General features: G+C 51.0%; 13 protein-coding genes. 5 read left to right on the top strand and 8 right to left on the bottom strand.

Annotation, left to right across the window (positions count from 1 at the left end):
• Positions 1–7: 7 nt before the first annotated feature.
• The 6 genes from ispU to rpsB all read right to left on the bottom strand — a co-directional run bounded on the left by ispU (position 8) and on the right by rpsB (position 5,798).
• A complete protein-coding gene (gene ispU / locus ACJHWT_RS09120; RefSeq protein ID WP_001295562.1) occupies positions 8–766 on the bottom strand; it encodes a (2E,6E)-farnesyl-diphosphate-specific ditrans,polycis-undecaprenyl-diphosphate synthase in 759 nt (252 codons plus the stop codon).
• A 188-nt stretch (positions 767–954) separates the two neighbouring features.
• On the bottom strand, positions 955–2,151 hold the full coding sequence (gene ispC / locus ACJHWT_RS09115) for a 1-deoxy-D-xylulose-5-phosphate reductoisomerase (RefSeq protein WP_000811923.1): 1,197 nt from the start codon (positions 2,149–2,151) through the stop codon (positions 955–957).
• A 91-nt stretch (positions 2,152–2,242) separates the two neighbouring features.
• Entirely contained in the window at positions 2,243–2,800 is a 558-nt protein-coding gene (frr, locus tag ACJHWT_RS09110; protein WP_000622418.1) for a ribosome recycling factor, read from the bottom strand.
• A gap of 291 nt (positions 2,801–3,091) precedes the next feature.
• Positions 3,092–3,817 (bottom strand): UMP kinase, encoded by a 726-nt coding sequence (gene pyrH, locus ACJHWT_RS09105; protein WP_000224573.1) that lies wholly within the window; start codon positions 3,815–3,817, stop codon positions 3,092–3,094.
• Positions 3,818–3,963: 146 nt separating this feature from the next.
• Positions 3,964–4,815 (bottom strand): translation elongation factor Ts, encoded by an 852-nt coding sequence (gene tsf / locus ACJHWT_RS09100; RefSeq protein ID WP_000818114.1) that lies wholly within the window; start codon positions 4,813–4,815, stop codon positions 3,964–3,966.
• A 257-nt stretch (positions 4,816–5,072) separates the two neighbouring features.
• A complete protein-coding gene (rpsB, locus tag ACJHWT_RS09095; protein ID WP_000246882.1) occupies positions 5,073–5,798 on the bottom strand; it encodes a 30S ribosomal protein S2 in 726 nt (241 codons plus the stop codon).
• 367 nt (positions 5,799–6,165) lie between these two features.
• Between rpsB and map the strand changes: the two genes are divergently transcribed.
• From map to ACJHWT_RS09070, 5 genes are all read left to right on the top strand, one after another.
• Positions 6,166–6,960 carry a type I methionyl aminopeptidase gene (gene map, locus ACJHWT_RS09090; RefSeq protein ID WP_001018194.1) on the top strand — a complete coding sequence of 265 codons (795 nt, stop codon included), beginning with the start codon at positions 6,166–6,168 and terminating at the stop codon, positions 6,958–6,960.
• A gap of 61 nt (positions 6,961–7,021) precedes the next feature.
• Positions 7,022–9,694, top strand: a complete 2,673-nt coding sequence (gene glnD / locus ACJHWT_RS09085) for a bifunctional uridylyltransferase/uridylyl-removing protein GlnD (RefSeq protein WP_001094548.1) — start codon at positions 7,022–7,024, stop codon at positions 9,692–9,694.
• Positions 9,695–9,724: 30 nt separating this feature from the next.
• A complete protein-coding gene (gene dapD / locus ACJHWT_RS09080; protein WP_001186650.1) occupies positions 9,725–10,549 on the top strand; it encodes a 2,3,4,5-tetrahydropyridine-2,6-dicarboxylate N-succinyltransferase in 825 nt (274 codons plus the stop codon).
• A gap of 52 nt (positions 10,550–10,601) precedes the next feature.
• A complete protein-coding gene (gene yaeI / locus ACJHWT_RS09075) occupies positions 10,602–11,414 on the top strand; it encodes a phosphodiesterase YaeI (protein ID WP_000633009.1) in 813 nt (270 codons plus the stop codon).
• 157 nt (positions 11,415–11,571) lie between these two features.
• Positions 11,572–11,958, top strand: coding sequence for a DUF3461 family protein (locus tag ACJHWT_RS09070; protein ID WP_000272185.1), 387 nt, complete (start codon positions 11,572–11,574; stop codon positions 11,956–11,958).
• Between the two features lie 114 nt (positions 11,959–12,072).
• Here ACJHWT_RS09070 and cdaR read toward each other — a convergent pair whose 3' ends face one another.
• Together cdaR and degP are read right to left on the bottom strand one after the other, a co-directional pair.
• Positions 12,073–13,230, bottom strand: a complete 1,158-nt coding sequence (gene cdaR / locus ACJHWT_RS09065; protein ID WP_000929440.1) for a DNA-binding transcriptional regulator CdaR — start codon at positions 13,228–13,230, stop codon at positions 12,073–12,075.
• 154 nt (positions 13,231–13,384) lie between these two features.
• Positions 13,385–14,809 carry a serine endoprotease DegP gene (gene degP, locus ACJHWT_RS09060; protein WP_000753946.1) on the bottom strand — a complete coding sequence of 475 codons (1,425 nt, stop codon included), beginning with the start codon at positions 14,807–14,809 and terminating at the stop codon, positions 13,385–13,387.
• Positions 14,810–14,885: the final 76 nt, after the last annotated feature.

Below are 14,885 nucleotides of genomic sequence, written 5' to 3'. Positions count from 1 at the left end.
ACCCCCATCAGGCTGTTTCATCACCGGGCTCGGTGCCGCCGAAACGACGCTCTCGATTAGCAAAGGCATTTAACGCCCCTTCAAAGTCTTGTTCATCGAAATCGGGCCAGAGAACATCTGTAAAGTAAAGTTCGGCATAGGCAATTTGCCAAAGCAAAAAGTTACTAATGCGATGCTCCCCCCCAGTCCTAATTACTAAATCTACAGGGGCCAGTTCATGCATACAGACATGCTGGTTTAGCATCTCTTCATCTATCTGATCTGGTTGCAGGTTTCCTTGCTGCACCTTTTCAGCCAGTTGCCTGACTCCCTGGACTATATCCCAACGTCCACCGTAGTTCGCCGCAATATTCAGCGTCAGACCGGTATTCCCGGCTGTTAGCGCTTCAGATTTACGAATACGTTCTTGCAAACGCGAGTTAAAGCGACTGGTATCGCCAATAATACGCAGACGCACGTTATGTCGGTGCAGACTTTTTACTTCGCTATCTAGCGCCCACACAAACAGTTCCATTAACGCACTGACTTCCTGCGCTGGTCGGTTCCAGTTTTCACTACTAAAGGCATACAGCGTTAACGCCTCAATACCGTTGTTGGCCGCAAAAGAGACAGCCCGGCGGACGGATTTTGCCCCGGCTTTATGCCCAAAGGCACGAATCTTCCCTTGCTTTTTTGCCCAGCGACCATTGCCGTCCATAATGATCGCAACATGACGACAGCCATGCGCTGGCAATTTTTCGCTAAGTGGTTGAGTAGCAGACAACATCACGCGTTTCTTATTCCCTGACAGGGTTTACGGTACTCAGGAATACTGAAGCCTATACAAAAAAAAGCCGTGTAAAACCACGGCATACCTGACCTTATAAAGCCAACTACTTACGATCAGATGGCGCAGACTATATCACTGAAGCCCTACGCTAACAAATAGCGCGACTCTCTGTAGCCGGATTATCCTCAGCTTGCGAGACGCATCACCTCTTTTCTGGCGACTTCACGCGCGTTCGCATCAACAGATAACACATCGTCCACACATTGTGGTTCGCGCATATCCATTTTTTCCAGTACGGATAAATTCAACGCGGCGATATCCGTAAAGCGGATTTGTTGCGCAAGAAAAGCAGCTACGGTGATTTCGTTTGCGGCATTCAATGCTGTCGTCGCTGCCTGGCCTTGTTCGAACGCCTCCATCGCCAGTTTCAGGCATGGATAACGATCATAATCCGGTGCGGCAAATGTCAACGCACTTAGTTTGCAAAAATCGAGCGGCTTCACGCCAGAGTTCACGCGATTCGGCCATGCCATGGTGTGGGCAATTGGCGTACGCATATCCGGTTCCCCCAGCTGCGCCAGAACACTGCCGTCCTGATAGCGCACCATTGAGTGAATCACTGACTGCGGGTGAATCAGCACTTCCATCTGGCTGGCGCTGGCGTTAAACAGCCAACGCGCTTCAATGTATTCCAGACCTTTGTTCATCATGGTAGCCGAATCGACAGAAATTTTACGTCCCATCGACCAGTTCGGATGACGGCAGGCTTGATCGGGCGTCATTGTTGCCAAATCGCGCAATGGCGTCTCACGGAAAGGGCCACCAGACCCGGTAAGTAAAATGGACACCACGCCATTTTGCTCAAGGTCAGCGTATCCCAGATTATGCTGGATAGGTTGCGGTAAACTCTGAAAAATGGCGTTATGTTCGCTATCGACCGGTAACAATTGCGCTTTGCTCTGCTTTACGGCGTCCATAAACAGACGTCCGCAGGTAACCAGTGATTCTTTATTGGCCAGCAAAATGGTTTTACCCGCGCGGATCGCAGCAAGCGTAGGTAACAGCCCAGCAGCGCCAACAATGGCTGCCATCACCTGATCAACATCCTCAAGCGCTGCCATATCGCAAGCGGCTTGTTGCCCACTTAAGACTTCGGTGCGGCTACCCTGTTGCTGTAGCATCGTTTTAAGAAGTTTCGCACTCGCTTCATCATCCATTACAGCATAGCGGGGAGAGAATTCCAGGCACTGTTCTACCATGCGAGTGACATTTTTGCCTGCCACCAGCGCAACTACGCGGAAGTGTTCGGGATTATGGCGCACCACGTCCAGCGTGCTGCAACCAATCGAGCCGGTCGAGCCCAGAATGGTGAGTTGCTTCATGAAACATCCAGAGTTGAGACAGAATAAAAAGCAAAACGCCGCCAGCCGATCCGCAAGGATCTACTGAGCGGCGTTTTTGTCGTTCAAGAAATCAGAACTGCATCAGTTCTGCTTCTTTGTCTGCCAGCGCCGCTTCAATTTTCTTGATTGCAGCATCAGTCAGTTTCTGTACATCGTCCTGAGAACGGCGATCGTCGTCTTCGCTGATCTCTTTATCTTTCAACAGTGCTTTCACTTTGTCGTTCGCGTCACGACGCACATTACGTACTGCAACACGCGCTTGTTCTGCTTCACCACGAACGATTTTGGTCAGATCTTTACGACGTTCTTCCGTCAGCGGCGGCAGCGGAACACGGATGTCGCTACCCGCAGAGTTCGGGTTCAGGCCAAGATCGGACGCCATAATCGCTTTTTCAACGGCCGGAGACATTGAACGATCAAACACGTTGATTTTCAGAGTACGGGAATCTTCTACCGTTACGCTTGCCAGCTGACGCAGCGGCGTCGGCGTGCCGTAATATTCCACGACAATGCCATCCAGCAGGCTGGGAGAAGCACGACCCGTGCGTATTTTGCTGATTTGGGTTTTGAACGCTTCTACGCATTTATCCATGCGTACTTCAGCATCTTTTCTGATATCGCTAATCACGTTACGAATCCTTGAAAACTTGTCTCAGTCAGACCAGACAGTCACACACAGTGGAAGTGTGCTAAGTATAGCCCTGATTAAACATATTACGGGTAATCGTCTGGATTATTAGGCTATTTTATTTGCCATTTTGGCCCCGGGCAGTGCTCGCCATCCTCACGTACTTTTGTACGCTCCGGTTGCTGCGCGCTGGCCGTGACCAAACTGCCTGCAACAATAACGCCTTATAACCAGACTTACGCCCCCGCGATACTTACGCGGAATCTTACCCTTATTTATCCATCACGGGAATTATTCCGTGATTAAAGTCCCTTCTTTTTCACCCATTACCACACGGCGCAGCGCACCCGGTTTGTTCATGTTGAAAACACGAATCGGTAATTTATGGTCACGAGCAAGCGTGAAGGCCGCCAGGTCCATGACTTTCAGCTCTTTTTCCAGCACTTCGCTGTAAGTCAGTTGCTCGTACATGGTTGCGGTTGGATCTTTCGCCGGATCAGCAGTAAACACGCCGTCAACTTTGGTTGCTTTCAGCACCACATCGGCTTCAATTTCGATACCACGCAGGCAAGCTGCTGAGTCGGTGGTAAAGAACGGGTTACCTGTACCGGCGGAGAGGATCACCACACGGTTGTTGCGCAACAGGCTGATAGCTTCTGCCCAGCTGTAGCTGTCGCACACGCCATTCAATGGAATAGCGGACATCAGACGAGCGTTCACATAGGCGCGGTGCAGTGCATCACGCATTGCCAGGCCGTTCATTACGGTCGCCAGCATCCCCATGTGGTCGCCCACAACGCGGTTCATACCCGCTTTCGCCAGACCAGCGCCACGGAACAGGTTACCCCCACCAATCACCACACCAACCTGAATACCCAGTTCAACCAGTTCTTTGATTTCCTGAGCCATGCGATCCAGTATGCTTGCATCAATACCGAAGCCTTCAGTGCCCTGCAGAGCTTCGCCACTCAACTTAAGCAGAATGCGTTTATAGACGGGTTTTGCATTGGTAGCCATGTTTCTTTCCTGAGACTGTCAACGATTGAAATGAATTAATACTAGCGACATTGTACGTCGCTTTTCAGCGCAGCCCCACAAGGGTTAGCTGAATTTACAAGATGGGCACAAAAAGAAGCCGCCCTCAGGCGGCTCCTTTTCGATAATTAAGACTGCTTGGACATCGCAGCAACTTCTGCTGCAAAGTCAGTCTCAACTTTCTCGATGCCTTCACCCACTTCGAAGCGGATGAAGCCAGTCACTTCAGCGTTATGCTCTTTCAGCAGCTGACCAACAGTTTTGCTTGGTTCCATAACGAACGGCTGACCGGTCAGAGAAACTTCGCCGGTGAATTTCTTCATGCGGCCTTCAACCATTTTCTCTGCGATTTCTTTCGGCTTACCAGACTGCATCGCGATATCCAGCTGTACCTGGTATTCTTTTTCTACCACTTCAGCGGATACGTCTTCTGGTTTGATGAATTCTGGCTTGCTTGCAGCAACGTGCATAGCGATGTGTTTAACCAGCTCTTCGTCAGCGCCTTTAGCAGCAACCAGAACACCGATACGCGCACCGTGCTGATAAGAACCCAGAACGTCGCCTTCCAGCGCAGCAACGCGGCGAATGTTGATGTTTTCACCAATTTTCGCTACCAGCGCAACACGTTCTTCTTCGAACTGTGCTTTCAGTACTTCAACGTCAGTGATTTTGCCAGCAACAGCTGCGTCCAGAACTTTGTCTGCGAACGCCTGGAAACCAGCGTCTTTTGCAACGAAGTCAGTCTGGCAGTTAACTTCCAGAATGATGCCGTAGTTGCCGTCGATTTTGGTTTTGATCACGCCGTCAGCAGCAACGTTGCCTGCTTTTTTCGCTGCTTTAATAGCACCGGACTTACGCATGTTTTCGATTGCCAGCTCGATGTCGCCGTTAGCTTCAGTCAGTGCTTTTTTGCAATCCATCATGCCTGCGCCAGTACGCTCACGCAGCTCTTTTACCAGGGATGCGGTAATTTCAGCCATTCTAAAATCCTCGGAGATGTGATCTGCCCGGCATTAAACCGCACAGATATAAAAGTGAAAAAGGGGGCCATATGCAGGCCCCCTAACCAAACGTGTACTACCTGGTCTATAAGGGCTCTCCCCCTTCATATTTCGCGCCGCAGATGCGTTATCTTCGCTCGCTCATCCCGGTCACTTACTGATGTAAGCTCCCGGGAATTCTCGAGCTTGCCGCCTTTCTGCAACTCGAACTATTTTGGGGGAGTTATCAAGCCTTATTACTCAGCTTCTACGAAGCTTTCTTCCGCCTGGGAAGCCAGATCCTGAGAACGGCCTTCACGTACGGTTGCAGCAACAGCGCCCAGGTACAGGGTCACAGCACGGATTGCGTCGTCGTTACCCGGGATAACGAAGTCAACACCGTCCGGATCAGAGTTGGTATCAACGATAGCAAATACCGGAATACCCAGGTTGTTTGCTTCTTTGATAGCAATGTGTTCGTGGTCAGCATCGATTACAAACAGAGCGTCCGGCAGACCGCCCATGTCTTTGATACCGCCCAGGCTGTTTTCCAGTTTCTCCAGCTCACGAGTGCGCATCAGCGCTTCTTTCTTGGTCAGCTTGTCGAAAGTACCGTCCTGAGACTGAGTTTCCAGGTCTTTCAGACGTTTGATGGACTGACGAACGGTTTTCCAGTTAGTCAGCATACCGCCCAGCCAGCGATGGTTCACGAAGAACTGGTCGCAGCTCAGAGCAGCGTCTTTCACCGCTTCGCTTGCAGCGCGTTTAGTACCAACGAAAAGGATTTTACCTTTGCGAGAAGCAATCTTGTTCAGTTCAGCCAGAGCTTCGTTGAACATCGGTACAGTTTTCTCAAGGTTGATGATGTGAACTTTGTTACGCGCACCGAAGATGAACGGCTTCATTTTCGGGTTCCAGTAACGGGTCTGGTGACCGAAGTGAACACCAGCCTTGAGCATGTCGCGCATGGAAACAGTTGCCATGATTAAAACCTCTATATAAAAGTTGGGGTTATGCCTCCACGTATCCCATATTACCGACCCCAAAGGGCACCCCGGAATATGTGCCGATACGTGTGTGTTGTTACACAAAGTGAGATTGTCGCTTCCGTCCAGTCTGTGTATACGAAATGGATCGGAAGTCCGGCGCGCTTTATACCACAAATACGTCGTGGACACCAATAATTGTTGGCGCTGTGTACAGCATCAGACGTTGAATTTTCTATTATAGAAAACCTTCAGTGGCACGTTTGGCGAAATTCAGAATGATTCTCAATTTGCCCGGGTGTGATACCATTGACGGCACTTACATATATATTGTCGGTATCACCGACGCTGATGGACAGAATTAATGGCTATCTCAATCAAGACCCCAGAAGATATCGAAAAAATGCGCGTCGCTGGCCGACTGGCTGCCGAAGTGCTGGAGATGATCGAACCGTATGTTAAACCGGGCGTCAGCACCGGCGAGCTGGATCGCATCTGTAATGATTACATTGTTAATGAACAACACGCGGTTTCTGCCTGCCTCGGCTATCACGGCTATCCGAAATCCGTTTGCATTTCTATTAATGAAGTGGTGTGCCACGGTATCCCGGACGACGCCAAGCTGCTGAAAGATGGCGATATCGTTAACATTGATGTCACCGTAATCAAAGATGGTTTCCACGGCGATACCTCGAAAATGTTTATCGTCGGTAAGCCGACCATCATGGGCGAACGTCTGTGCCGCATCACGCAAGAAAGCCTGTACCTGGCGCTACGCATGGTAAAACCTGGCATTAATCTGCGCGAAATCGGTGCGGCAATTCAGAAATTTGTCGAAGCAGAAGGCTTCTCCGTCGTTCGTGAATATTGTGGACACGGTATTGGTCGCGGCTTCCACGAAGAACCGCAGGTGCTGCACTATGACTCCCGTGAAACCAACGTCGTACTGAAACCTGGGATGACGTTCACCATCGAGCCAATGGTCAACGCGGGTAAAAAAGAGATCCGCACCATGAAAGATGGCTGGACGGTAAAAACCAAAGATCGCAGCTTGTCTGCACAATATGAGCATACTATTGTGGTGACTGATAACGGCTGCGAAATTCTGACGCTACGCAAGGATGACACCATCCCGGCGATAATCTCGCACGACGAATAAGATGAAGCCGGCGAATGCCGGCTTTTTTAATGCGATAATTTAATCTTATGGGTGGCGCACAATGAATACCCTTCCAGAACAGTACGCAAACACCGCTCTCCCCACCCTGCCCGGTCAACCGCAAAATCCATGCGCCTGGCCCCGTGATGAATTAACCGTCTGTGGGATAAAAGCCCATATCGATACTTTCCAGCGTTGGCTGGGTGATGCCTTTGACAATGGGATCTCCGCAGAACAGTTGATTGAGGCACGCACCGAGTTTATCGACCAACTCCTGCAACGATTATGGATTGAAGCGGGATTCAGCCAGATTGCCGACCTGGCATTGGTTGCCGTCGGTGGTTATGGTCGTGGCGAGCTGCATCCACTTTCCGACATCGATTTACTGATTTTAAGCCGTAAAAAGCTCCCGGATGATCAGGCGCAAAAAGTGGGCGAGCTGTTAACGCTGCTCTGGGATGTAAAGCTGGAAGTCGGTCATAGCGTGCGCACGCTTGAAGAGTGCATGCTGGAAGGGTTATCGGATTTAACCGTCGCCACCAATTTAATCGAATCCCGCTTATTAATTGGCGATGTAGCGCTCTTCCTCGAACTGCAAAAACATATTTTTAGCGAAGGATTCTGGCCTTCCGACAAGTTCTACGCAGCGAAAGTTGAAGAACAGAACCAGCGCCATCAGCGTTACCACGGCACCAGCTACAACCTTGAACCAGACATCAAAAGTAGTCCTGGCGGCTTGCGCGATATTCACACTCTGCAATGGGTGGCCCGCCGTCATTTTGGCGCAACATCGCTGGATGAAATGGTCGGGTTTGGCTTCTTAACCTCAGCGGAGCGAGCGGAATTAAACGAATGTCTGCATATATTGTGGCGTATTCGCTTTGCCCTGCATCTGGTCGTCAGCCGTTACGATAATCGCCTGCTGTTTGATCGCCAGCTTAGCGTCGCCCAGCGTCTGAATTACAGTGGCGAAGGTAACGAACCGGTCGAGCGGATGATGAAGGATTACTTCCGCGTTACACGCCGCGTCAGTGAACTCAACCAGATGCTGCTGCAACTGTTCGATGAAGCCATCCTCGCCCTTCCCGCCGACGAAAAACCACGTCCAATCGACGATGAGTTTCAGCTACGCGGAACGCTGATCGACCTGCGTGATGAAACACTATTTATGCGCCAGCCGGAAGCCATCTTGCGTATGTTCTACACCATGGTGCGCAACAGTGCGATCACCGGCATTTACTCTACCACGCTGCGCCAGTTACGCCACGCCCGTCGCCATTTGCAACAACCGCTGTGTAATATTCCGGAAGCGCGAAAACTGTTTTTGAGCATTCTGCGTCACCCTGGTGCGGTGCGTCGCGGACTATTACCGATGCATCGTCATAGCGTGCTCGGCGCGTATATGCCCCAATGGTCGCATATCGTCGGGCAGATGCAGTTTGACCTGTTCCACGCCTACACGGTGGATGAACATACTATTCGCGTGATGCTGAAACTGGAGAGTTTTGCCAGTGAAGAAACGCGCCAGCGCCATCCGTTGTGTGTAGACGTCTGGCCGCGCCTGCCGTCAACTGAGCTGATTTTCATCGCCGCGCTGTTTCACGATATCGCCAAAGGGCGTGGCGGCGACCACTCCATTCTCGGTGCACAAGACGTGGTGCATTTTGCCGAACTCCACGGGCTTAACTCGCGCGAAACACAGCTGGTGGCGTGGCTGGTTCGCCAGCACTTGCTGATGTCGGTGACCGCCCAACGCCGCGATATTCAGGACCCGGAAGTGATCAAGCAGTTTGCCGAAGAAGTGCAAACAGAAAACCGACTTCGTTATCTGGTATGCCTGACAGTGGCCGATATATGCGCCACCAACGAAACGCTGTGGAATAGCTGGAAGCAAAGTCTGTTGCGCGAACTCTATTTCGCCACCGAAAAGCAGCTACGACGCGGAATGCAAAACACGCCGGATATGCGCGAACGGGTTCGCCATCACCAACTCCAGGCGCTGGCACTACTGCGCATGGATAACATCGACGAAGAGGCGCTGCACCAAATTTGGTCACGCTGTCGTGCTAACTATTTTGTCCGCCATAGCCCAAATCAACTGGCCTGGCATGCGCGCCATTTATTACAGCATGATTTAAGCAAACCGCTGGTATTGCTTAGTCCGCAGGCTACGCGTGGAGGCACCGAGATTTTTATCTGGAGCCCGGACCGCCCCTATCTGTTTGCCGCCGTCTGTGCCGAATTAGACCGCCGCAATTTAAGTGTTCACGACGCACAAATTTTCACCACTCGCGACGGTATGGCGATGGATACCTTCATCGTGCTGGAACCCGATGGTAGCCCGCTATCCGCAGATCGTCATGAGGTTATTCGGTTTGGTCTGGAGCAGGTGCTGACGCAAAGTAGCTGGCAGCCACCGCAGCCCCGTCGCCAACCCGCCAAATTGCGCCATTTTACTGTTGAAACCGAAGTGACGTTTTTGCCGACCCATACCGACCGCAAATCGTTCCTCGAACTGATCGCCCTCGACCAACCTGGACTGCTGGCGCGAGTCGGGAAAATTTTTGCCGATCTGGGAATTTCGCTTCATGGCGCCCGAATTACAACCATTGGCGAGCGAGTAGAAGATTTATTCATAATTGCCACCGCTGACCGGCGTGCGCTTAATAACGAGTTGCAGCAGGAAGTGCATCAGCGGTTGACAGAGGCCCTCAATCCAAACGATAAAGGGTGATGTGTTTACTGATATGAAAAGAGTTTAACAATGCAGCAGTTACAGAACATTATTGAAACCGCTTTTGAACGCCGTGCCGAGATCACGCCAGCCAATGCAGACACCGTAACCCGCGAAGCGGTAAATCAGGTGATCGCCCTGCTGGATTCCGGCGCACTGCGTGTAGCGGAAAAAATTGACGGTCAGTGGGTGACGCATCAGTGGTTGAAAAAAGCGGTGCTGCTCTCTTTCCGTATTAATGATAATCAGGTGATCGAAGGGGCAGAAAGCCGCTACTTCGATAAAGTGCCGATGAAATTCGCCGACTACGACGAAGCGCGTTTTCAGAAAGAAGGCTTCCGCGTTGTGCCACCAGCGGCGGTACGTCAGGGTGCATTTATTGCCCGTAACACCGTGCTGATGCCGTCTTACGTCAACATCGGCGCATATGTTGATGAAGGCACTATGGTTGATACCTGGGCCACTGTCGGTTCCTGTGCACAAATTGGTAAAAACGTCCATCTGTCTGGCGGTGTAGGCATCGGCGGCGTGCTGGAGCCGCTGCAGGCTAACCCGACCATTATTGAAGATAATTGCTTCATCGGTGCACGCTCTGAAGTGGTTGAAGGGGTGATTGTCGAAGAAGGTTCCGTCATCTCTATGGGCGTATACATTGGTCAGAGCACCCGTATTTACGACCGTGAAACCGGCGAAATCCACTACGGTCGCGTTCCGGCTGGTTCGGTGGTTGTTTCTGGCAACCTGCCGTCGAAAGATGGCAAATACAGCCTTTATTGTGCAGTTATCGTTAAGAAAGTTGACGCGAAAACTCGCGGCAAAGTCGGCATTAACGAACTGCTGCGTACCATCGACTAAAAATCAGTACACGGGCAGCATGACGCTGCCCGATTTTTTGCAGGGATGGATGATGATCACACGCAGGCGTTTTTTACAGGCAGCCGCTGCGACGTTAGCTGCCGGATCAAGCCTCAGCTATATGCATTATTGGGAACCTGGCTGGCTTGAATTAATCCGTCACCGCCTCGCCTTTTTTAAAGACAACGCTGCTCCTTTCAAAATCCTTTTTCTGGCAGATCTCCATTACTCTCGTTTTGTTCCTTTAAGCCTGATTTCTGACGCAATTGCTCTTGGCGTAGCACAAAAGCCCGATTTGATATTGCTGGGCGGCGATTACGTATTATTTGATATGCAGCTGAATTTTTCGGCGTTTAGTGACGTACTCTCCTCCCTTGCCGAATGTGCGCCGACATTTGCCTGTTACGGCAACCACGATCGCCCTGTTGGTACAGAGAAAAATCGCTTAATTGGCGAGGCATTAAAATCGGCGGGGATCACGGTGTTATTTAACGAAGCCATGCTAATCACCACTCAAAAGCAGCAATTTGAACTGGTTGGCACGGGTGATTTATGGACCGGACAATGCAAACCGCCTCCCGCCAGCGAAGCAAATCTGCCACGACTGGTGCTGGCGCATAATCCCGACAGCAAAGAAGTCATGCGTAATGAAAAGTGGGATCTGATGCTCTGTGGTCACACCCACGGCGGGCAGTTACGCATACCGTTGGTTGGTGAGCCTTTTGCGCCCATAGAAGATAAACGCTACGCCGCCGGTTTAAATGCCTTTGGTGAGCGACAAATTTACACGACTCGGGGTGTCGGAAGTTTGTATGGCTTGCGTCTGAATTGCCGCCCGGAAGTGACAATCCTGGAACTGGTGTAGAAAGCGAATTCTCTTATCAGAATAAAGCAGGTAATTTTTTGATTTTTAGGCCATGATAAAAGTCTGGAAGAAAAGGCTTCCTGCGATCTCCGTCGAGCTAAACCGCCAGGCGAAATGCTAAGATAAGCACAATTACTGACTCTTTTGAGGTACAACTATGTACGACAATCTGAAAAGTTTGGGCATTACCAATCCTGAGGAAATTGATCGTTACAGCCTCCGGCAGGAAGCCAATAACGATATTTTGAAAATCTATTTTCAGAAAGATAAAGGCGAGTTTTTCGCCAAGAGTGTGAAGTTTAAATATCCGCGTCAGCGCAAAACGGTGGTCGCCGATGGTATTGGCCAGGGATATAAAGAAGTTCAGGAAATCAGCCCTAATCTTCGTTATATCATTGATGAGCTTGATCAAATCTGCCAGCGTGATCGTAGCGAAGTTGACCTTAAGCGTAAAATTCTCGACGACTTGCGTCACCTGGAGTCAGTGGTGACCAATAAAATCAGCGAGATAGAAGCAGATTTAGAAAAGCTGACACGTAAATAATTTTGCATATTGCCATTCTGCCAGCCGGGTAAAGTATACGCTGAATAATTCGAGTCGCCGTACATGCAACTTGAATTAAGACGAGCATATTTCCCGGCATTTACTATTTTTACCCTATCGCTGTTCATCCAGTTGTAACGCCACATACAACAATAACCTGTCATCAAAATTCCCCAGATCTAAGCCTGTGAGTTCCGATATACGATTAAGCCGATACTCCAGGGTATTACGATGAATAAACAGCGCCTTTGACGTTGCCAGCGGCTGCACGTTATGGCGAAACCACGCCGCCAGCGTACGTCGCAGCAAGCCGTTATTATCCATCGCTTTCAGCCGCGCCAGCGGTCGCGCCAGTTCGTTGGCCTGCCAGTCGCCACGCAAACTGTCGAGTAACACAGGTAACATCAGATCCTGATAAAAATAGCAGCGACTTTCTGGCATCCGCTGTTTCCCCACTACCATCGTCGTTTTCGCCGTACGATAGGATCGGGCAATACTGCCAGGACCGGTAAAATAGTTGCCCAGCGAAACGCGAAAACGCAACTGGCCATACTCTTTCATGCGGGTAATCAGTTGTTCAACTCTCTTACGATGATCTTCTGCGTCCCAGCGCCCAAAAGAGTTCAACGCCGGTTTCAACACCACCATTTCGGTTAGCGAGACAATCGCCACCAGATTATTACGCTCGGGCGTAGTCAGCGCATTTTGCAGTTGCTGTAACTCCGCCATTGCGCTGTCCACGCCAAGCTGACCGCTGTCGACCTCAACAATAGCCACCACTCGCGGTTGATTGAGATCGATCCCCAGCCGTTGCGCCCATTCAGTAAGTGCGGGAGTATTCTCCTCAGCCTGAATGAGGTTCATCACCAGTTCTTCCCGCAAACGGCTATCCTGCGCCAACAGGTGCATCAACCGCGACTGTTCCAGCATCATTTCAGCCGTCATGCAGACCAGTTCGCCATATTTACGCAGATTCTCTGGTTCACCAGTCAGGCCAATTACGCCGACAATTTCACCTTCCAGCCGTAACGGTAGATTAATCCCCTGCCGCACACCGTGCAGATGACGTGCCACCGCGTCATCGATATCGACGACTCGTCCCTGTGAAAGTACCAGCAATGCTCCTTCGTGCAATTCACCAATACGCTCACGATCGCCGCTGCCGATAATTCGCCCGCGGGCATCCATTACGTTGATATTGGTATCGATGATGCGCATGGTACGTGCTACGATATCCTGCGCCATTTTGGTATCAAGATGCCAGCCAGCCATAAGTCCTCCGTTATGCACGGCTTAGCATAAGGAAGTACGTAACGTACGGCATTGTGCAAATGCCCAAAGGATGATGAAGATGTATGGAGTTGTGGCGAAGTTCACAGATTGTAAGGAGAACCCCTTCCCGTATTCAGGAAGGGGTTGAGGGAGATTACTGCATTAACAGGTAGATGGTGCTGTCGCCGCGCTGAATGTTCAGTGCCAGCACAGACGGTTTGCTGTCGAGAACTTTACGCAGTTCAGCGATGTTTTTCACTGCCTGCTGGTTCGCGCCAATAATCACATCACCTTTTTTCAGGCCGATCTGCGCAGCCGGAGTGCCCGTTTTCACGTTGTTCACTACCACGCCCTGATCTTTGCCTTTGTTGCTCATCTCAGCGCCTTCAATGCCGTTGAAGATGGAGCTGGAATCAACCTGATTCTGGCTGCTCTGCTGCAGTTCCAGGTTCACGTTAACCTGCTTACCGTCGCGCAGTAAGCCCAGGGTCAGTTTGCTGCCCACCGGCATAGTACCCACCTGAGCACGCAGGGCGGCAAAGCTGCTGATTGGCTTACCGTTCAGTGAGGTGATCACATCACCCGCTTTAATGCCCGCTTTTGCAGCGGAGGAGTTAGGCAGAACCTGGCTTACGAAAGCACCGCGCTGGGCGTCAACTTTCATCGCTTTCGCCAGTTCGGAGTTCAGCTCAGTCCCCATAATACCCAGCTCACCGCGTTTCACCTGGCCGTATTCCACCATCTGCGAGGTCAGGTTTTTCACCATGTTACTCGGGATAGCAAAACCGATACCGATGTTGCCGCCGTCCGGTGCGAGGATCGCGGTGTTGATACCGATCAGTTCGCCGTTCAGGTTAACCAACGCACCACCGGAGTTACCACGGTTGATCGCTGCATCGGTCTGGATGAAGTTTTCGTAGTTTTCAGCATTCAGGCCGCTACGCCCCAGCGCAGAGACAATCCCGGAAGTTACCGTCTCGCCCAGACCAAACGGGTTACCAATTGCTACGGTGTAATCACCCACGCGCAGTGCATCAGAATCCGCCATCTTAATTGCGGTCAGATTTTTCGGGTTCTGGATCTGGATCAGCGCGATATCAGAGCGCGGATCTTTGCCAACCATCTTCGCGTCGAACTTACGGCCATCGCTCAGCTGGACTTTAATCACCGTCGCGTTATCAACAACGTGGTTGTTGGTGACGACATAGCCTTTATCGGCATCAATGATGACGCCGGAACCCAGCGCCATGAATTTCTGTTGCTGGCCGCCACCATTACCGCCCTGGCCCCCCTGGCAGAACGGAGAGCTCTGGAACGGAGAACCTTCCTGGCAGAACGGAGAATCATCACCGAAGAACTGCTGGAAATTACGCGGCATACGCGGCGTATTAACGGTTGTGCTACCTTCTACGTTAATGCTGACCACTGAAGGCATCACCTTTTCGAGCATCGGTGCAAGGCTTGGCATCTGCTGGGCTGTCGTTGCTGAAGAAGTCTCAGCCGCCGTTGCAGAGAGCGGAGATAACGCCAAACCTAAACTCAGAGCCAGTGCACTCAGTGCTAATGTGGTTTTTTTCATGTATTTCAGTCTCGATTAACAGATAACGCAAAATTGCTGTGTTCTTCAGATTCGTTTTATAGCGCGAAGTTCCGAA

It is taken from the genome of Escherichia sp. WS338 (assembly GCF_046486405.1).
Taxonomy (GTDB): Bacteria; Pseudomonadota; Gammaproteobacteria; order Enterobacterales; family Enterobacteriaceae; genus Escherichia; species Escherichia coli.
This window is presented reverse-complemented; position numbering and strand designations above follow the sequence as displayed.